At 55.7% G+C, this 19,699-nt stretch carries 20 protein-coding genes; 8 read left to right on the plus strand and 12 right to left on the minus strand.

Annotated elements, in window-relative coordinates:
- Window positions 1-33: 33 nt before the first annotated feature.
- The 3 genes from hypF to FOB24_RS19845 form a co-directional block, all read right to left on the minus strand.
- The gene (gene hypF / locus FOB24_RS19835; protein WP_150345365.1) at window positions 34-2,268 is read right to left on the minus strand and encodes a carbamoyltransferase HypF; all 2,235 of its coding nucleotides are present in this window, start codon (window positions 2,266-2,268) and stop codon (window positions 34-36) included.
- Window positions 2,269-2,411: 143 nt separating this feature from the next.
- Window positions 2,412-2,957, minus strand: a complete 546-nt coding sequence (gene hydN, locus FOB24_RS19840) for an electron transport protein HydN (RefSeq protein WP_003037366.1) — start codon at window positions 2,955-2,957, stop codon at window positions 2,412-2,414.
- Between the two features lie 145 nt (window positions 2,958-3,102).
- Window positions 3,103-4,116 (minus strand): LacI family DNA-binding transcriptional regulator, encoded by a 1,014-nt coding sequence (locus FOB24_RS19845; RefSeq protein ID WP_150345366.1) that lies wholly within the window; start codon window positions 4,114-4,116, stop codon window positions 3,103-3,105.
- A 263-nt stretch (window positions 4,117-4,379) separates the two neighbouring features.
- Between FOB24_RS19845 and ascF the strand changes: the two genes are divergently transcribed.
- The 3 genes from ascF to FOB24_RS19860 all read left to right on the plus strand — a co-directional run bounded on the left by ascF (window position 4,380) and on the right by FOB24_RS19860 (window position 7,704).
- Window positions 4,380-5,834, plus strand: a complete 1,455-nt coding sequence (gene ascF, locus FOB24_RS19850; protein ID WP_087856227.1) for a PTS cellobiose/arbutin/salicin transporter subunit IIBC — start codon at window positions 4,380-4,382, stop codon at window positions 5,832-5,834.
- A 22-nt stretch (window positions 5,835-5,856) separates the two neighbouring features.
- Window positions 5,857-7,281, plus strand: a complete 1,425-nt coding sequence (locus FOB24_RS19855; RefSeq protein WP_150345367.1) for a 6-phospho-beta-glucosidase — start codon at window positions 5,857-5,859, stop codon at window positions 7,279-7,281.
- Between the two features lie 171 nt (window positions 7,282-7,452).
- Window positions 7,453-7,704, plus strand: coding sequence for a SymE family type I addiction module toxin (locus FOB24_RS19860; protein WP_038633077.1), 252 nt, complete (start codon window positions 7,453-7,455; stop codon window positions 7,702-7,704).
- Between the two features lie 45 nt (window positions 7,705-7,749).
- Here FOB24_RS19860 and hycI read toward each other — a convergent pair whose 3' ends face one another.
- The 9 genes from hycI to hycA all read right to left on the minus strand — a co-directional run bounded on the left by hycI (window position 7,750) and on the right by hycA (window position 15,629).
- Window positions 7,750-8,220: a hydrogenase maturation peptidase HycI gene (hycI, locus tag FOB24_RS19865; RefSeq protein ID WP_150345368.1), complete on the minus strand. Its 471-nt coding sequence runs from the start codon at window positions 8,218-8,220 to the stop codon at window positions 7,750-7,752.
- Window positions 8,213-8,623: a formate hydrogenlyase maturation HycH family protein gene (locus FOB24_RS19870; protein ID WP_003037385.1), complete on the minus strand. Its 411-nt coding sequence runs from the start codon at window positions 8,621-8,623 to the stop codon at window positions 8,213-8,215. The genes hycI and FOB24_RS19870 overlap by 8 nt, the downstream gene beginning before the upstream one ends.
- Window positions 8,620-9,387 (minus strand): formate hydrogenlyase subunit HycG, encoded by a 768-nt coding sequence (hycG, locus tag FOB24_RS19875; RefSeq protein WP_003037388.1) that lies wholly within the window; start codon window positions 9,385-9,387, stop codon window positions 8,620-8,622. Before hycG ends, FOB24_RS19870 begins: the two co-directional genes overlap by 4 nt.
- The gene (hycF, locus tag FOB24_RS19880; protein ID WP_038633082.1) at window positions 9,387-9,929 is read right to left on the minus strand and encodes a formate hydrogenlyase subunit HycF; all 543 of its coding nucleotides are present in this window, start codon (window positions 9,927-9,929) and stop codon (window positions 9,387-9,389) included. The genes hycG and hycF overlap by 1 nt, the downstream gene beginning before the upstream one ends.
- A gap of 9 nt (window positions 9,930-9,938) precedes the next feature.
- On the minus strand, window positions 9,939-11,648 hold the full coding sequence (gene hycE, locus FOB24_RS19885; RefSeq protein ID WP_006687169.1) for a formate hydrogenlyase subunit HycE: 1,710 nt from the start codon (window positions 11,646-11,648) through the stop codon (window positions 9,939-9,941).
- A 17-nt stretch (window positions 11,649-11,665) separates the two neighbouring features.
- Window positions 11,666-12,589: a respiratory chain complex I subunit 1 family protein gene (locus FOB24_RS19890; RefSeq protein ID WP_137347520.1), complete on the minus strand. Its 924-nt coding sequence runs from the start codon at window positions 12,587-12,589 to the stop codon at window positions 11,666-11,668.
- 2 nt (window positions 12,590-12,591) lie between these two features.
- The gene (hycC, locus tag FOB24_RS19895) at window positions 12,592-14,418 is read right to left on the minus strand and encodes a formate hydrogenlyase subunit 3 (RefSeq protein WP_150345369.1); all 1,827 of its coding nucleotides are present in this window, start codon (window positions 14,416-14,418) and stop codon (window positions 12,592-12,594) included.
- On the minus strand, window positions 14,415-15,026 hold the full coding sequence (gene hycB, locus FOB24_RS19900; RefSeq protein WP_038633091.1) for a formate hydrogenlyase subunit HycB: 612 nt from the start codon (window positions 15,024-15,026) through the stop codon (window positions 14,415-14,417). The genes hycC and hycB overlap by 4 nt, the downstream gene beginning before the upstream one ends.
- Before the next feature lie 144 nt (window positions 15,027-15,170).
- Window positions 15,171-15,629 (minus strand): formate hydrogenlyase regulator HycA, encoded by a 459-nt coding sequence (gene hycA, locus FOB24_RS19910; protein ID WP_038633094.1) that lies wholly within the window; start codon window positions 15,627-15,629, stop codon window positions 15,171-15,173.
- Between the two features lie 198 nt (window positions 15,630-15,827).
- Between hycA and hypA the strand changes: the two genes are divergently transcribed.
- The 5 genes from hypA (at window position 15,828) to hypE (ending at window position 19,536) form a co-directional block, all read left to right on the plus strand.
- Window positions 15,828-16,184, plus strand: coding sequence for a hydrogenase maturation nickel metallochaperone HypA (hypA, locus tag FOB24_RS19915; RefSeq protein WP_042310587.1), 357 nt, complete (start codon window positions 15,828-15,830; stop codon window positions 16,182-16,184).
- An 87-nt stretch (window positions 16,185-16,271) separates the two neighbouring features.
- A complete protein-coding gene (hypB, locus tag FOB24_RS19920) occupies window positions 16,272-17,144 on the plus strand; it encodes a hydrogenase nickel incorporation protein HypB (RefSeq protein ID WP_038633101.1) in 873 nt (290 codons plus the stop codon).
- Window positions 17,135-17,407, plus strand: coding sequence for a hydrogenase 3 maturation protein HypC (hypC, locus tag FOB24_RS19925; protein WP_038633103.1), 273 nt, complete (start codon window positions 17,135-17,137; stop codon window positions 17,405-17,407). The genes hypB and hypC overlap by 10 nt, the downstream gene beginning before the upstream one ends.
- On the plus strand, window positions 17,408-18,529 hold the full coding sequence (gene hypD / locus FOB24_RS19930) for a hydrogenase formation protein HypD (protein ID WP_038633106.1): 1,122 nt from the start codon (window positions 17,408-17,410) through the stop codon (window positions 18,527-18,529).
- Entirely contained in the window at window positions 18,526-19,536 is a 1,011-nt protein-coding gene (gene hypE, locus FOB24_RS19935; protein ID WP_069324562.1) for a hydrogenase maturation carbamoyl dehydratase HypE, read from the plus strand. The genes hypD and hypE overlap by 4 nt, the downstream gene beginning before the upstream one ends.
- Window positions 19,537-19,699: the final 163 nt, after the last annotated feature.

Raw genomic sequence — 19,699 nt, forward strand, 5'->3', positions numbered from 1 at the left:
GATAAGGCGCAGCCGCCATCCGGCACCTTACCCTTAAGCTAACGCTCGCGCCGCGGCAATCACGCCCTGCCCCAGCGATAATCCCCCATCACCCGCCGGTAAACGCTGCGGGAACAGTAAGGTAAAATCAGCCAGATAAAATGCCAGCCGCGATGACAACAAACGGTTATGCATCACGCCACCGCTGAATACTAACGTCTTAACGCCACGCGCTTCAGCCTGCTCACGCATCAGCGTGGCAAACCCACACGCCAGCGCATCATGAAACGCCCACGCTCTTGCCGCAGGCGCCCCCTGCCAGTTCAGCCATTGCTGCCAAAAAACAGCCAGGTCAAGCTCATTACCTTGCAAGGGGATTGTGACCGGATGCTCAACGCCTTCACATTGCGATGCCAACGCCTCCAGCGCGCAGGCGGCCTCGCCTTCATAGCTCAGCGAAGTCGGTGCGCACTGGAGCGCGGCGGCAACGGCATCAAACAGCCGTCCGCACGATGACGCCAGCGGCGCATTGATCCCCCGCTCAATGGCGCGTGCCAGCACGTTCCAGTTTTGCTGTTGCAGCGCCGATGTTTCCGGGAATCGCTGCCAGTCAGGGACAAAACGCAGACACTGCGCGAGCAGGTTACGCCACGGCTGCTTTGCCGCCAGATCGCCGCCCGCCAGCGCGACCGCGGGTAAGCCGCCCAGGTGTTCGCATTCACGATAGTTGACCCGCAAACACTCTCCGCCCCACAGCGCGCCGTTTGCCCCCATGCCGATACCGTCTAACGTCAGAGCGATAACGTCGCCACCGTCCAGCGGCCAACCGTGCTCGGCCATACACGCAGCGGCATGCGCATGGTGATGCAGCACCGTTTCGCTCGGCAGATTCATCTCACTGGCCCACAGGCTGGAAACATAGCCGGGGTGGGCGTCATGCACGATACGCTGTGGCGTAAAGTCATAAATGTTCTGGATCAGGCGCAGCGCATCACGCCACTGCTGCTGGATGCCGTCATCGCTGAGATCGCCCAAATGCTGACTGATAACCGCCTGTTCGCCACGTACCAGACAGAAGGTATTTTTTAGATCCGCACCTAAACACAGCATCGGCGGCACGTCACGAAAACCCGGCGGCAACGCGACCGCATCCGGCACGTAACCCCGCGAGCGGCGCAGCATTTCCCCGCTTTCACGCACCACGGAGTCATCCATGCGCTGCACAATTTCGCGGTTATGCAGCAGGAAACCGTCGGCAATTTCGCGTAAATCTTCCAGCGCCTGCGCGTTGGTAATGGCTGGCGGCCTGCCGCTGAGGTTGCCGGAGGTCATTACCAGCGGGCACTGCATCTCTTGTAACAGGAGATGCTGCAACGGATTCGCTGGCAGCATAACGCCAACTTCCGTTAACCCTGGCGCTATTCCCTCGCTCAATGCCGCTACATAGCGTTTTTGCACCAACACGATTGGCGCGGCAGGGGTGGTTAACAGACGACGCGCAGCTTCAGGCAGTCCGTCGTCAGCAGGCAACATCACCGCCAACGGTTTAGCCGGGCGATGTTTACGCAACCGGAGCAGCGCCACAGCATTATCATTTCGCGCATCGCAGACCAGATGAAAACCGCCAATGCCTTTCACAGCGACAATGCCGCCCGCTTTTAGCAACGCTACCGCCGCCTGCAGCGCCTCTTCTTTTTCCGCTCGCTCACCCGCGCTTAGCCATTCAAGATGTGGACCACATTGCGGGCAGGCAACGGGTTGGGCGTGAAAGCGACGGTCATAGGGATCGCGATACTCTGTATCGCATTGCGCACAGAGAGGGAAGGACGCCATCACGGTAAACGGACGGTCGTACGGCATGGCGCGGATAATCGTAAAACGCGGACCACAATGGGTACAGTTGATGAAGGGGTAGCGATAGCGACGTTCGCCGGGGGTGTTCATTTCAACAAGGCATTCGGGACAAGTCGCCGCGTCCGGGACAATTTGCGTATTCATCGTACCGCCTGCACTTTGGCGAATCGAGAAATCGGCAGGCTGCTGCGTCCAGGCGAATGGTTCGCTCTCAATGCTATCAATGCGCGCCAGCGGCGGACAATGTTGATGTAATTGCGCAATAAACTCCGCCGGCTCTTCCTGTAAGCGCACCACCACACCGTCACCGTCGTTGCACACGTCGCCATGCAGTTGCAGGCGCTGCGCCAGTTGCCAGACGAAGGGGCGAAACCCGACGCCCTGTACCTTGCCGCGAATACGCAGTTGTACGCCGGAGTGGTTATTGATTGTCATTATGTCCTTCCCGCAGTCATCTATCCCGGTTTGCCGGATGGCGCTACGCTTATCAGGCCTACGTGAATGCGAAAAGTAGGCCGGATAAGGCGAAGCCGCCATCCGGCATAAGTACTACCGTATTTTACGCGGACTTTTAGCGATCAGAACAGCAAAGATGCGGTGGAGTCCAGCGCCGCGCGGCGGCGTTTTTCAGCGCTCAGTTGCTCAAGCTTATTGCGATCCACATAAATCAGCGCGTGAGTCGGGCAGACTTCCATACAGGCAGGACCCGCTTCGCGGTGGTGGCACAGGTCGCACTTGTTGGCTTCGGCTTTTTCTGCACGAACGTTCAGGCCCGCGCCGCTGTTACGCACAACCGGACGCACGACAACTTCCATTGCCCCATAAGGACACGCCACCACGCAGGTTTTACAGCCAATGCAGCGTTCCTGCATCACGTGGACAAAGCCTTTATCACGGCTGATTGCTCCGTTCGGACAGACGTTAGCGCACGGCGCGTCTTCACACTGGCGGCACAGCGTCGCCGTGGAGACGTTAACGCCTTTGATGACGTGAATGCGGGGTAAAAAGGTTTCAGGGGTCAGCGATGCGCAGTCCTGGTTATCCTGATGGGATACTACGCAGGCCACTTCACAGGTACGGCAACCAATGCATTTATTGGCGTCTGCAATGATGAAACGGTTCATCAATTTCTCCAGCAATGACAGATTATCTGCCGAAGCATTCACGAATCGTGCCAAATTTTAATGCACTGTTATTAAAGGATTTTTATTTTGATGGATGTGAGAATGGTGTGTCATCGTCACTAGTGACGATGACAAATGACAGCCGTCAGCGCGAAACGTATGGCGCAACAGAATCGCGCTGAATGAGTTCCCCGGTGAAGATTTTTGGCGGCGTAAATGCCCCGTCACCCAGCATAAATATCAGGCGACCAATCGTTTCCTGGATCATTTCCGTCACTGGAATTTTGACGCTGGAAAGCGCCGGAATAGTGTATGGCGCGATGGCGATATCATCGAAACCAATCACCGACACCTGGGCAGGCACACGGATACCCTGATCATGCAACTGCTTCATCGCGCCTATCGCCATATCATCATTGCTGGCCACCAGCGCGGTAAAATTGATCTTGCGTGAAAGCAAGGTATCAACGCCCGCGGCACCGCAGGCTGGCGTCCACTTTCCTTTGACAATCAAATCATTATTTAGCGAAATGCCATGCGCAACCAGCGCGTCTTTATAGCCTGAGAGTCGTTCCACACCGGTAGGCGAATCCATCGAGCCGGTAATAAAACCAATCTCCTGGTGCCCGGCGGCAATCAACTGCGCAACGGCGTTAAAGCTGGTTTGTTTTTGATCGCACCAGACGCTGTGGCTACTGTTTTTACGCAGCCGTCGATTAAGCACCATGATCGGCTGGGCGTGCGCGTCAATGATCTCGTCTATTTCATCCACGCTGAGAAAACGCGGATAGATCATAATCGCGTCACAGCGCAGGTCGAGTAAGTACTGGATCGCCTGACGCTCTTCCTCTGCGCTATGTTTACCATCAGCCAGCAACAACTGGCGCCCCTTATCCTCCGCCATCCGCGCGGTGTGAAACAGCAGCTCGCTGAAATAGACGCCATGATAAAGAGTATTGGTCACCACCAGACCCAGCGTCTGCGTGGTCTTCGCCGCCAGGCTGCGCGCCAGTAAATTAGGGCGGTAACCACTCTCTTCAATGGCCTGAAACACACGGTCTTTGGTTTCCTGGCTGACGTAACCGTTCCCGGAAAGCACCCGGGAAACCGTCGCTTTCGACACCCCGGCCCGCTTCGCCACCTCCAGCATCGTGGTCATAGTACTCATCCCTTTGCTCTTAATGTGACGCAGTGTACTGCACCGTTTCGCCGCTGTCCTCGCTGCTAAAACGCGGCGCCTGACATCTGGTGATCATCATCACAATTATAAAAACAATAAAAATTAATTCTTGTTTAAAGAATATAAATTAAACATGATTTTGTGGAACCGGTTTCCTATCTGAGTTTCATCAACTCAGAAACGTGACCTGCGCAAACGGATAAAACATAACGTACCCTACTGATAAAACAGGATTAAATCCGATGTCCAAGAATTATGCAGCGCTGGCGCGCTCCGTTGTGACGGCTCTGGGAGGCGTCGACAACATCACAGCAGTGACCCACTGTATGACCCGTTTGCGTTTCGTTATCAAAGATGATGCGCAGGTCGATAGCGCGACGCTGAAAACGCTTCCTGGCGTGCTGGGCGTAGTACGTAACGATAATCAGTGTCAGGTGATCATCGGCAACACCGTTTCGCAGGCGTATCGCGAAGTTGTCAGCCTGCTACCTGCCAACATGCAACCTGCTGAGCCGCAAACCAAACCCCGGCTGACGCTGAAACGGATTGGCGCGGGGATCCTCGATGCGCTGATCGGCACGATGTCACCGCTGATCCCGGCAATTATCGGTGGATCAATGCTCAAACTGCTGGCAATGGTTCTGGAAATGACCGGCGTGCTGGTAAAAGGATCGTCCACCCTCACCATTCTGACCGTTATCGGCGACGGCGCATTTTTCTTCCTGCCGCTGATGGTCGCCGCTTCGGCAGCCATCAAATTCAAAACCAACATGTCGCTGGCAATTGCTATTGCGGGTGTGCTGGTCCATCCCAGTTTTATCGATCTGATGGCAAAAGCCGCGCAGGGTGAGCACGTTGAGTTCGCCCTGATCCCGGTGACGGCGGTCAAATACACCTACACCGTGATCCCGGCACTGGTCATGACCTGGTGTCTGTCATATATCGAACGTTGGGTGGATCGTATCACGCCGGCAGTGACCAAAAACTTCCTCAAACCGATGCTGATCGTGCTGATCGCCGCCCCGCTCGCGATCGTTTTAATCGGCCCGATTGGTATCTGGATCGGTAGTGCAATTTCAGCGCTGGTCTATACCATTCACGGCTATCTCGGCTGGCTGTCGGTCGCCATTATGGGCGCACTGTGGCCGCTGTTGGTGATGACGGGTATGCACCGCGTGTTTACGCCCACCATTATCCAGACCATTGCCGAAACCGGTAAAGAAGGCATGGTGATGCCCTCTGAAATCGGCGCTAATCTGTCGCTGGGCGGTTCATCGCTGGCGGTGGCATGGAAAACCAAAAACCCGGAACTGCGTCAGACAGCGTTGGCGGCCGCCGCTTCAGCCATCATGGCAGGCATTTCCGAACCCGCGCTGTACGGCGTGGCGATCCGTCTGAAACGCCCACTGATTGCGAGCCTAATCAGCGGTTTTATCTGCGGTGCCGTTGCCGGTATGGCTGGACTGGCGAGTCATTCCATGGCGGCCCCTGGCCTGTTCACCAGCGTCCAGTTTTTCGATCCGGCTAATCCGATGACCATTGTCTGGGTGTTTGGCGTGATGGCGCTGGCGGTCGTGCTTTCCTTTGTATTAACACTGATTCTCGGCTTTGAAGATATTCCTGTCGAAGATGCTGCCGCGCAGGCCAGAAAAAATCAGGCCGCACAAGCGGGCAATATCAATGGAGCCAGCATTTGACTGGCATGAACTGAGGTTAACTATGTCTGTTTTTCCGCAAGGATTTTTATGGGGCGGCGCGCTGGCCGCCAACCAGTCTGAAGGGGCATACCGGGAAGGCGGCAAAGGGCTGACCACCGTCGATATGATCCCCCACGGCGAACATCGGATGCCCGTTAAACTGGGTCAGGAGAAGCGCTTTACGCTTCAGGATGACGAATTTTATCCCAGCCATCAGGCGATCGACTTTTATCATCGCTATAAAGAAGATATTGCGCTGATGGCGGAAATGGGGTTTACGGTTTTTCGCACCTCAATAGCCTGGAGTCGTCTCTACCCTAACGGCGACGAACTGGCGCCTAATGAAGAAGGTATCGCGTTTTACCAGGACGTTTTTGCCGAGTGTAAAAAATACGGCATTGAACCGTTAGTCACGCTATGTCACTTCGATGTGCCCATGCATCTGGTTACCGAGTACGGCTCCTGGCGGAACCGCAAAATGGTGGAGTTCTTTACCCGTTACGCCCGCACCTGCTTCGAAGCCTTTGACGGTCTGGTGAAATACTGGCTGACGTTCAACGAAATCAACATCATGCTGCACAGCCCTTTTTCAGGGGCCGGGCTGGTATTTGAAGAGGGTGAAAATCAGGATCAGGTGAAATATCAGTCCGCCCACCACGAACTGGTTGCCAGTGCCCTGGCGACGAAAATCGCCCATGAAGTGAATCCGCAAAACCGGGTCGGCTGCATGCTGGCGGGCGGTAATTTTTATCCTTACTCCTGTAAACCAGAAGATGTGTGGACCGCGCTGGAAAAAGACCGCGAAAACCTGTTCTTTATTGATGTGCAGGCGCGCGGGGCTTATCCCGCCTACTCCGCCCGGGTGTTTCGCGAAAAGGGCGTGACGATAGAAAAAGCCGCAGAAGATGACGACATCCTGAAGAACACCGTCGATTTCGTCTCGTTTAGCTATTACGCATCACGCTGCGCCTCCGCTGACATGAACACGGGCAACACCAGCGCTGCCAACGTAGTGAAATCACTGCGTAATCCGTACATTGCCGCCAGCGAATGGGGCTGGGGTATCGATCCGCTTGGCCTGCGCATCACGATGAATATGATGTATGACCGTTATCAGAAGCCGCTGTTTCTGGTGGAAAACGGGCTGGGGGCGAAAGATGAAATGGATGCCAACGGCGAGATCAATGACGACTATCGCATTCGCTATTTACGCGAACACATCCGCGCCATGGCTGACGCCATTGAAGATGGTGTGCCGCTAATGGGTTACACCACCTGGGGCTGCATCGATCTGGTTTCCGCCTCAACCGGCGAGATGAGCAAGCGTTACGGTTTTGTGTATGTAGACCGGGACGATGCGGGCCAAGGCACGCTGGCGCGTACCCGCAAAAAATCATTCTGGTGGTACAAAAAAGTGATCGCCAGTAACGGGGCCGATCTGGCGTAATTCCTCAGCCGGAGGGTTTTGTAATCCTCCGGCAGAATCACCTATTTTCATTTCATGAATTGCATTCCAAATGTGGAATCTTCCTTCCAGTTTCCGGTTTGCCCTTGCGCATTTTTACTGGCATTTTATTCAGTAGTTTTTCTCTTATCCGTTCACCACAAGGAAGCGTTCATGTCTGATGAAAATGGCACAACAGCAGTGGTTATCACCAAACCCGTACGTCGTTTGAAAGTGGGCTATGTCAGAAAACGCCATGAAGATCGTAACACGGGTTTCACGCTCCGTATCAGTCGGCATGCCTCGCTAACGCTGAACGGCGACTGGCTGGAACAAGCGGGATTCCCTACCGGGACGGCAGTGAATGTTTCGGTGATGCAGGGGAAATTAATTATCGAGCAGGCAAGTGAAGAACAGAGTGTGTGAGGCTCAAAACAGGCCGGATGCCACTGGCATCCGGCGTTGGTAAGGTTACTCTTCTGGCGCTTCTAACCCGGAAAATCCACCGTGGCCTTCCCATCCGGCTAATCGTTGATAGACGGTCTCGACCGCATCTTTGATCGGCTGCGTCATCGGGTAATAAAAACCGACAATATCCGGCTGAATGCCGAGGAAGATCACCTCGCCAACATTCTCTTTTAGCTGATCGACCAGATAGTTCAGCGGCATGTTGTGGGTGGTCATCATGAACATTTCAGCAATATCATCCGGGTCGATAATGCGGATTTCACCCGGGTTTAACCCCATGTCGGTGGCATCCACAATCAGCAGACGCTGTGGGCGCAGTTCACGGATAGCGACGATATCGTTTTCCGGCGCGCTGCCGCCGTCGATGACAACCCAGTTGCCCTGAGGATTGGCAGCGCACATTTCCGCCAGTAGCGGACCCGCGCCGTCATCGCCCATCATGCTGTTGCCGACACAAAGTAAAACGTCAGTCACGGTGTCTCCTCACCATCAGATAGATGGCGCTTTCCTGGTGAATATCATGCAGCATGCTGAGCATCAGCTTGCTCCACTCCTGCTGCTGCGGAGTCTGCACGGCGCGCGCATCATCAAACGCGCGCGCCAGCATTTGCACATGGTTGAAATCGATGACGATCTCGCCATACTTCGGCACGCCTTCCATTTTCCGCCGGGCTTCGCTGCCCTCGGCAAGGGTGGCTATCCACGCCAGATATTCATCCCACGGACAGGTTAACGCCGCTTCCAGGCAATCGATGATCCCAAGGTGGTGACCAATCGCCAGGCTGTAATAGACAACCTGCTGCGCCTCTGCGGGCGTCGCATCGTTCTCATCAATAAACTTACGGCTCAGTTGACTGAACACCACCGTTTCACTCATCGGATACGCGCCTCTTCGACTACATGGTTAAGATGCGTGACGATTTCGGTCAGACGCGGATCGTTTTCCGCTTCCAGCCAGCGCGCCACCTGATGTTCACCCTGCCCTAACTGCGTCATATAGTCATCAGCAATCTGGCGACCGTAGCGGTAACCCGCCAGACGGCGAGCTTCGCGGTCCACCTTCACACGCAGCGGTTGAACCATATCCGGATGCAGAATTTCAGCGGGCTGTTCGTCCAGTTCACCTGGCGCACGCGCATGAATTTTCTGTTCCAGCAGACCCAGCGCCATCGCAAAACCGTACAGCGTTGCCGCAGGCGTCGGCGGACAGCCAGGAATATACACGTCCACCGGAACGATTTTATCCGTGCCACCCCATACGCAGTATAAGTCGTGGAAGATACCGCCGCTGTTACCGCAGGCGCCGTAAGAGATACAAATTTTCGGATCCGGCGCAGACTGCCAGGCGCGCAGCGCCGGAGAACGCATCGCGCGGGTTACCGCGCCGGTAAACAGCAGGATATCCGCATGACGCGGCGACGGTACCACTTTGATACCAAAGCGTTCGGCATCAAACAGCGGAGAGAGCGTGGCGAAAATTTCGATTTCGCAGCCGTTGCAGCCGCCGCAGTCCACACGATAAACATACGCTGAACGCTTGATGCTTTTCAGCAGCGATGCTTTCATGCTGGCAATGGATTCATCCACCGTCATCGGTACCGGAATACCGTTGGCGTCACGTGGGCCTAATAAATTGCTCATCAGCTGGCCTCTTTCATATGGCGAGTCAGTTCAATACGGTCAGACGGCACCAGACATTTCTGGCGCTTACAATCCGGGCAGGTCTCAAAGCTTTCACGGTGGTTTTCCGCGCGGCTGTCACCGTTGTGTTTGAGCAGCGCAATGGCGTAATCAATCTCTTTTTGTACCGCGAACGGGCGGTTACAGACGCGGCAGTTACACAGCGAAAAGCGAGACTGCTGCAGGAAATCTTCTTTCTTCCATACCGCCAGCTCATATTCCTGCGACAGCTTGATCGCCGCCGTCGGGCAAACTTCTTCGCAGCGGGCGCAGAAGATGCAGCGACCGAGGTTGAACTGCCACGCCAGCTCATTGGTAACCAGATCGGTTTCAACCGTCAGCGCATTGGATGGACACGCATTGACACAGGCCGCGCAGCCAATGCACTGCTGCGGATTGTGCTCGGGTTTACCGCGGAAATTTTTATCGACCGCAATCGGCTCCAGCGGATACGACGACGTCGGCGCCCCGGTTTTGATGACTTTTTTGATAAAGGTAAACATGGCGATTCCTTATTTCAGCGGCGAGTTTTTACGCTCGATGCTGTAGCGCTCAAGTTCTTTGTACGGTACGACTTTGCTCTTCTTCTTACGCACATCGACCACGGTCATACGGTCAGTACAGGAGTAGCAAGGATCGAGGCTACCGATAATCAGCGGGGCATCGGAAACAGTGTTGCCACGCAGCATGTAACGCAGCGTTGGCCAGTTGGCGTAGGTCGCCGCACGGCAGCGCCAGCGATACAGTTTCTGGTTATCGCCGGTCATGCTCCAGTGGATGTCATCGCCGCGCGGCGCTTCGGCAAAGCCCAGCGCGAAGCGGTGAGGAATATAGGTAAAGCCTTCCACCGCCAGCGGGCCGCCCGGCAGGTTGTCCAGACCAAAGTCGATCATGTTTAGTGCGGTATAGACTTCATTGATACGGACTTTAAGACGAGAAATGACGTCGCAACCCTGCTCGCTGTGCACTTCCATCGGCAGCAAACCATAACCCACAAATGGGTGATCGGCGCGGGTGTCACGCGCGTGACCGCTGGCGCGAACCATCGGACCGACGTTACTAAAGTCGCGGGCGATCTCCGGATCCAGACGACCAATACCCACGGTACGCTGTTCCATGTTCGGCGTGCTGAGCAGCATATCGACCAGTTCCTGCACCTCACGACGCATCTGCTGCGCCAGTTGACGGGTCTGGATCATATCGTCTTTCAGCAGGTCACGACGGATACCGCCGATCAGGTTCATACCGTAAGTTTTACGCGCCCCGGTGAGGATCTCCGCCATCTTCATCGACGTTTCACGCACGCGGAAGAACTGCATAAAGCCGGAATCAAAACCGGTGAAGTGACAGGCCAGGCCGAGGTTCAGCAGGTGCGAGTGCAAGCGCTCCACTTCCAGCAGAATGGCGCGGATCATCTGCGCGCGTTCCGGCACCACGATACCCATCGCATTCTCTACGGAGGTAGTATAGGCGGTGCTGTGGGCAAAACCGCAGATGCCGCACACGCGGTCCGACAGGAACGTCACTTCGTTGTAACCCATACGGGTTTCCGCCAGTTTCTCCATGCCGCGGTGGACATAGAACAGACGATAGTCGGCGTCGATGATGTTCTCGCCGTCAACAAACAGACGGAAGTGACCGGGTTCATCGGAGGTCACGTGCAGCGGGCCAATCGGCACCACGTTATTTTTCTTGTCGCCCAGTTCGTTGATGAACTCGTAGGTTTCAGCATCCGTCGTCGGCGCCGGGCGTTGACGATAATCCATACTGTCTTTACGCAGCGGATACAGCTCGTCCGGCCAATCATCCGGCAGCACCAGACGACGTTCATCCGGCAAACCGACCGGGATCAAACCGTACATGTCGCGCACTTCACGCTCGCCCCAGACGGCTGCCGGAACGCGTGGCGTCACGGATGGGAATTCCAGCTTATTGGCATCCACTTCAACGCGGACGGTAATCCAGCACTTGGTGCCCTGCTCCATCGACATCACGTAATAAACGGCGTAATGGCCGCACAGCTGACGTTCGTCGTTACCAAACAGCACGGACAACCAGCCGCCCTGTTTGTAGTACAGGAACTCAACCACTTCCGGCAGGTAGTTCACCTTGACGGTGATCGTCAGCTGATCTTTGGTCTGCCAGGCTTCATCCAGCACCACGCCCGGAAAGGCCTGGTGCAGAGCGGCGAGATAGTGTTGACCTAATTTTTCTTCAGACATGCTCAAACTCTCTTAAATCACGCCACCAGCAAGGAGACGAACGCTAAAAACGCAAACCCAAAACCGGCCCAGGTCACGCGTGAAGTGGCGCAAAAACGCAGACGCGCCATGCTGTTTTCGAACAAGGCAATGACCAGCACGCCGAGGACCAGCTTGACGACGGCAATCACCAGCGCCAGCAGCAGCCCACCCGCGGTGAAGGTCTCCATCTGTCCCCACGGCAGGAACACGCCGACGAACATTTGCAGAACGACCAGCTGTTTGAGGCTAATGCCCCACTTCAGCACCGCAAAACCGCTGCCGCTGTATTCGGTCAATGGACCTTCCTGCAGTTCCTGCTCTGCTTCCGCCAGATCGAACGGCAGTTTGCCCATTTCGATAAAGGTGGCGAAAGCACAGGCGCACAGGGCCAGAATCAGCGGGATGCTGCGCGCAGCAGGCCAGTGGTAAACGGTATCGGCGATATTGCTGATATGGGTTGAACCCGCAACCTGCGCCGCCACCCACAGTCCCAGCAGCAGGATAGGTTCAACCAGCACGCCGAGCATCGCTTCGCGGCTGGCGCCAATCGCAGTAAACGGGCTACCAGTATCCAGACCCGCGATAGAGAAAAAGAAACGGGCGATGGCGAACAGGTAAATTAAGGTGATCAGATCGCCCAATTGCGGCAGCGGTGAACCAACGGTCACTACCGGCAACGCGGTGGCGATAGTCAGCATCACGCCCACCATCACAAACGGCGTCAGGCGGAAAACCCAGCTGGAATCCGCAGGCGCAATGCTCTGACGGCCCAGCAGTTTGATAATGTCGCGGTATTCCTGCAAAACGCCCGGACCGCGACGATTATGCAAACGCGCACGCGCCACGCGGGTCACACCGGACAGCAGCGGCGCCATGGCAAACAGCACCAGCGCCTGAATTAACGGATATAAAACACTCATTTTCAGGCTCCTCGTGAAACCATAATCACCACCAGCACCGCCAGCTCAATCAACGCCAGGCGACGAAACAGTACCGGGGCGGCCGCATTCTGCCAGCCCGGAACCAGTGATACCGGGTTCAGCCATTTACGCAATTTGAGTACCGGGGCAAAGGCTTCTTTCACCGGCATGGCAAAACCGTGGGCGGTAATGACCATTGACTGCTCGTGATCGTAACCACACACCCATGCCGCACCGCGTGAACGCGACGGCAGACGGTTGCCTTTGAAAATTGCCATGATGATGAACGGCAGCAGCGGACACGCGATCAGCAGCAGCGTGATCATTGGCTGAGAAACGGTGGTGTTCGCGGTTTCCAGCGGCAGTGGAACGGCAGAGGAAATCATCGGCAGCAGCCACGGCGCAGCAACGCCGCCAATCACGCAGCAGATAGCCAGCGCAACCACGCTCACGCCCATCAGGATTGGCGCGCAGCAGGCATTTTCAGCTTCCTTCGTGCGCGGCGCGCCAAGGAACGTAACGCCATACACTTTCGCCATACACATCACCGCCAGCGCGCCAGTAATCGCCAGTCCTACCGCCAGCAACGGCCCTAACAGACGACCGACAAACGCGCCGCTGTTGCCAAGCTTAAAGAAGGACTGATAGATGACCCACTCACCGGCAAAACCGTTCAGCGGCGGCAGTGCGGCCATCGCCATCAGGCCAACCAGCATCGCCAGAGAGATAACCGGCATACGTTTACCGATACCGCCCAACTTCTCGATATCACGATGACCGGTACGGAACCAGATGCTGCCAGCACCGAGGAACAGAACGCTTTTGAACAGGCTGTGGTTGACCAGATGATACAGACCACCGGTCAAACCCAACGCAATCAGCGCCGGTTGATTCAGTGAAATCCCGGTTACGCCAGCGCCCAGCCCCAGCAGAATAATGCCGATGTTTTCCAGCGTGTGGTACGCCAGCAAACGCTGGATGTTATGTTCCATTAGCGCATACAGACCGCCGACAAATGCGGTGATCATACCCAGCACCAACAGCGTAATGCCCCACCACAGCGGCGCGTTACCGCCCAGCAGCGACAGGGAGAGAATACCCAGCAGACCGACCTTCATGACCACGGTAGAAAACAGTGCCGCAGCCGGCGCGCTGGCGTTGGCGTGTGCCTGCGGCACCCAACCGTGCAGTGGGATAATCCCGGCCAGCAGGCCAAAACCCGCCACGCCCAGCAGCCAGATGTCAGACCCAAGCGGCAGCTCCTGGGTGCGCAGGTCAAGCAGGCGCAGCTCCAGCGTACCGTAGCGCTGCCACACCAGGTAGCAGGCAATCGCCAACAGCAGCGTGCCGATGCGCCCCAGCGCAAACCACAGTTTGCCCTCTTTACTGCAACCGGTCAGGAACACCGCGCACAGCGCCATGATTTCCGCCATCACCACCAGCGTACCGAGGTTGCTGGCAACCACCGCACATACCGCTGCGGCCATCAGCAGATTCACCAGCAGGCCGTTGGCTTTCACCTGTGGATGGCGATGCCAGTCAATGTTGTACAGGCTGACAAACAGACCGCACAGGCCCAGAGTAATCAGCCAGATAGCGTTCAACGGGGTAATTTGCAGGCTGTGACCAATAAACGGCATCACACCGCTTACCGCCAGCGCGTTGGTCAGCACCATAAAACCCGCGCCAGCCGTACACAAACTGCCAACCGCGCCGCCAACCCCTGCAATCCAGCCGCTCAGCGGTTTATGAAATGAAAACAGAAATGCCAGAACCGCAGCCGCTGTAAACCAGGCCACGCCGCTGTTAATCAGTGAAATTGCGCTCATTTTGCATCTCCACTTTGAGCCTGCTGAAACAAGGTGAGATCGCCGAAGTCGGTATTGAAAGTCAGCTCACGCTTACGTTTGCTGGCGCGGGCGATATCCATGTTGCTCACCAGATGCAGGGCTTTGGTCGGACACATGCGTACACAGGCCGGACCTTGCTCGTCAAAACTACACAGATCGCATTTCACCGCGATGGCACGAATGCCCGGGACCCAGTCCAGCAGCGTGCTTACGCGAGCTGGAGCTGGCGGAGCCGGCGGCGCTTTTGATGTATTGGCGTTTGCCGGGATATGCAGCGGACGGCTACCGGAAAACTCAATAGCGCCGAACGGACAGGCGATCCCGCACAGTTTGCAGCTTACGCACAGGCTTTCATTCAGCTGTACGGCGCCGTCAACGCGATTAATCGCATTAACCGGACAAACGGTAGCGCAAGGCGCATCTTCACACTGGTGGCAAAGCTGCGGCGCGGATTCTTTTTCATTTAACATCACTTTCAGGCGCGGCATTGACTGCAGGCCATGCTGGCGATGTGTCTCTGAGCAGGCGGCTTCACAGGTGTGGCAGCCAATACAAAGAGTGGAGTCAGCAATTACAAAACGATTCACCAGGCATTCCTCAGGTGATAGTCATTTTTGACGAAAACATGTCAGGCAAATGTCATTTCGACATTTTTCGACATGCCCATTCCCTAAACTGTCGTGACGCAGTAGTAACGCCGCGTCATGACAAACGTGGGCAGCACCCGAGGCTTACGCCGGGCTATGTCCCGCAACCAGCTGGCTTAAATTCACCGGCATATTGTTCTCAACCGCGGTGTACAGGCTGTCGTAGACACTGGCGATTTTTTCGAGATAGTGCTCCAGCACCTGCTCGCGATCGCGGTTGCTGATACGCTCATCAACTTTACCGTCGATGGTCAACTGTGCCTGTGCAATCAGTTGTTTATCATCACCCTCTTTCGTTTCGACGTAATACTCGATGGTGTGACTGTTGAAGCCATCCGCCAGCGTGACGTAGATAACGAAGTGTTCAAAAAGGACAAAGCACAGATCTTTGTCCGGCGCGCAGCTCATCGCATGATGCAAACGCGCTTTCGACAGGGTGATCCCCTGAACCAGCGAGTTGCAGTAAATACGCCACTGGTCCTGTAGGCGACGATGCCGTTCAGCGATGTAATCGGCTTTTTCGCTTATTTCCCAAATAGTCATGTCAGGTTACCCGTTTAGCAGAGATGAACAGCCTTAAGCACATTTCATGCCAAAATTAATTTCCTTTATTTTCAAATATATAAAAAATCAAAGACGGGTGACGACGTGTCATTTCGTCATTGTCGTCATTGTCACGGATGAAAAAATTCAACCTGGCATGTTTATTGCTTTTAATACGGCAACTTCATAGGAGGCGGTATGCACGAAATAACCCTCTGCCAAAGAGCACTGGAATTGATTGAACAACAGGCCACGCAACACGGTGCCAAGCGAGTAACTGGGGTCTGGCTCAAAATTGGCGCATTTTCTTGCGTAGAAACCAGCGCTCTCGCCTTTTGTTTTGATCTGGTATGCCGTGGGACCCTTGCAGAAGGTTGTAAACTCCACCTCGAAGAACAAGAAGCAGAATGTTGGTGCGAATCTTGTCAGCAATACGTCACGTTACTGACGCAACGCGTGCGTCGGTGTCCGCAATGCAACAGCGATACGCTGAGAATTGTGGCCGATGATGGTCTACAGATTCGACGAATTGAAATAGGCGACGCCGAAGACTAATTCCGGTGGCACCTGCCAGGCCGGAGAAGACGCTTGCGTCGCCATCCGGCAAAAAGCCTGTAACAAGAAAGAGATCAGGAGTGAGCGATGTGTACGACATGTGGTTGCGCTGAAGGCAACCTTTATATAGAGGGTGATGAGCATAATCCCCACTCGGCGTTTCGCAGCGCGCCATTTGCCCCGGCGGCTCGCCCGGCGCTGAATATTACCGGTGTGAAAACCTCTAATTTCGCACCGAGCCAGACCGCAGAAGGCGACCTGCACTACGGTCATGGCGAGGCGGGTACCCATGCGCCAGGCATGAGCCAGCGCCGTATGCTGGAAGTCGAAATTGACGTGCTGGACAAAAATAACCGCCTGGCCGAACGTAACCGCGCCCGTTTTGCCGCTCGTCAGCATCTGGTATTAAACCTCGTCTCAAGCCCGGGCTCAGGTAAAACGACGCTACTGACCGAAACGCTGATCAAGCTGAAAGACAGCGTTCCGTGCGCCGTGATTGAAGGCGACCAACAGACGGTCAACGATGCCGCCCGTATTCGCGCCACCGGCACCCCCGCCATCCAGGTCAACACGGGTAAAGGTTGCCACCTTGACGCGCAAATGATTGCTGACGCCGCGCCGCGTTTGCCGCTTGATGACAACGGCATTCTGTTTATTGAAAACGTCGGTAACCTGGTCTGCCCGGCCAGCTTCGACCTCGGCGAACGTCATAAAGTGGCGGTGCTGTCCGTCACCGAAGGCGAAGATAAGCCGCTGAAATATCCGCATATGTTTGCCGCCGCATCGCTGATGCTGCTCAATAAAGTGGATCTGCTGCCGTACCTCAATTTTGATGTTGAAAAGTGCATCGCCAGCGCCCGGGAAGTGAACCCGGACATTGAGATCATCCTGATTTCCGCCACCAGCGGCGAAGGGATGGACCAATGGCTCTCCTGGCTGGAGACGCAGCGATGTGCATAGGTGTTCCGGGTCAAATCCGCACCATTGATGGCAACCAGGCCAAAGTCGACGTTTGCGGTATTCAGCGCGACGTCGACCTGACGCTGGTCGGTAGCTGTGATGAAAATGGTCAGCCGCGTCTGGGTCAGTGGGTACTGGTCCACGTCGGCTTTGCGATGAGCATCATTAATGAAGCAGAAGCGCGCGACACGCTCGACGCGCTGCAAAATATGTTTGACGTTGAGCCGGATGTCGGCGCGTTGCTGTACGGCGAGGAAAAATAAATGCGTTTTGTTGACGAATACCGCGCACCAGAACAGGTGATGCAGTTGATAGAGCACCTGCGTGAACGTGCCGCTCTCCTCCCCTACACCGCCGAGCGACCGCTGCGCATCATGGAAGTTTGTGGTGGTCATACCCACGCTATTTTCAAATTCGGACTCGACCAACTGCTGCCCGAAAACGTGGAGTTCATTCACGGTCCTGGCTGCCCGGTTTGCGTTCTGCCGATGGGCAGGATCGACAGCTGTGTTGAAATCGCCAGCCATCCGGAAGTGATTTTCTGCACCTTTGGCGACGCCATGCGCGTGCCGGGAAAACAAGGCTCACTACTACAGGCCAAAGCGCGCGGCGCGGATATCCGCATCGTCTATTCGCCGATGGATGCGCTGAAGCTGGCGCAGGAAAACCCAACGCGTAAGGTTGTGTTCTTTGGTCTGGGTTTTGAAACCACCATGCCAACCACCGCCATTACCCTGCAGCAGGCCAAACAACGCGATGTGCAGAACTTTTACTTTTTCTGTCAGCACATTACGCTAATCCCCACGCTGCGCAGCCTGCTGGAACAGCCGGACAACGGCATCGATGCCTTTTTAGCACCGGGGCACGTCAGCATGGTGATTGGCACCGACGCCTATAATTTCATTGCCTCAGATTTCCATCGCCCGTTAGTGGTCGCCGGCTTTGAGCCGCTCGACCTGCTGCAAGGCGTGGTGATGCTGATTGAACAGAAAATCGCCGCCCAAAGCCAGGTCGAAAACCAGTACCGCCGCGTAGTACCGGATGCCGGTAACGCCTTAGCGCAACAGGCCATCGCTGAGGTATTTTGCGTCAACGGCGACAGCGAATGGCGCGGTCTGGGCGTGATCGAATCGTCTGGCGTTCACCTGACGCCGGACTATCAACGTTTTGATGCCGAAGCGCATTTTCAGCCAGCGCCACAGCAGGTATATGACGATCCGCGCGCGCGTTGCGGAGAGGTGTTGACCGGCAGATGTAAACCGCATCAGTGCCCGTTATTTGGTAAAACCTGTAACCCGGAGACCGCGTTTGGTGCACTGATGGTCTCCTCAGAAGGCGCATGTGCCGCCTGGTATCAGTATCGTCAGCAGGAGTGTGAAGCATGAACAGCGTACAACTCGCCCACGGTAGCGGCGGTCAGGCTATGCAGCAGTTGATCAACAGTCTGTTTATGGAGGCTTTTGCTAATCCGTGGCTGGCGGAACAGGAAGATCAGGCGCGTCTGGAACTGGCGCAGTTGGTTGCAGAGGGCGATCGTCTGGCGTTCTCTACCGACAGCTATGTTATCGATCCGTTGTTCTTCCCCGGCGGTAATATCGGCAAGCTGGCTATCTGCGGTACGGCTAACGATGTCGCCGTCAGCGGCGCGATTCCGCGTTATCTCTCCTGCGGGTTTATCCTTGAAGAAGGTCTGCCGATGGAGACGCTGAAAACCGTCGTCACCAGCATGGCGGCAACCGCACGCGAAGCGGGCATCGCCATCGTGACCGGTGATACCAAAGTCGTGCAGCGTGGCGCCGCAGATAAGTTGTTCATCAACACCGCCGGTATGGGCGCGATCCCCGCCAACATTCACTGGGGTGCGCAAACTCTCGGCCCTGGCGATGTATTGCTGGTTAGCGGTACGCTCGGCGACCATGGCGCAACCATTCTTAATCTGCGCGAGCAATTGGGTCTTGATGGCGAACTGGTTAGCGACTGTGCGGTGCTCACGCCGCTTATCCAGACGATACGTGATATACCCGGCGTGAAGGCGCTGCGTGACGCCACCCGTGGCGGCGTGAATGCGGTGACGCATGAGTTTGCCGCATCATGTGGATTTGGTATTGAGCTGTCTGAAGCGGCCCTGCCCATGAAGCCTGCGGTGCGTGGCGTTTGCGAGCTGCTGGGCCTTGATGCGCTCAACTTTGCCAACGAAGGCAAACTGGTGATTGCCGTTGAGCGTCAGGCTGCTGAAAGCGTGCTTGCTGCGCTGCGCGCGCATCCGTTAGGACGCGACGCGGCAATGATTGGCGAAGTAGTTGAACGTAAAGGTGTACGTCTTGCCGGACTGTATGGCGTGAAACGAACCCTCGATTTACCACACGCTGAACCTTTACCTCGTATATGCTAGCAGGCAGTTGGCAGCATGCTGTAAGCCGGATAAGACGCATTGGCGTCGACATCCGGCATTAACGCTGCATTATCGCCTGATGGCTTTGCTTATCAGGCCTACGGATTGCGTGACCAGCGAGTTTGCGGTCAGCCATCCGGCAATAATTTACGACTTATACCTA

This window comes from Citrobacter werkmanii, from assembly GCF_008693645.1.
GTDB classification, from domain to species: Bacteria; Pseudomonadota; Gammaproteobacteria; order Enterobacterales; family Enterobacteriaceae; genus Citrobacter; species Citrobacter werkmanii.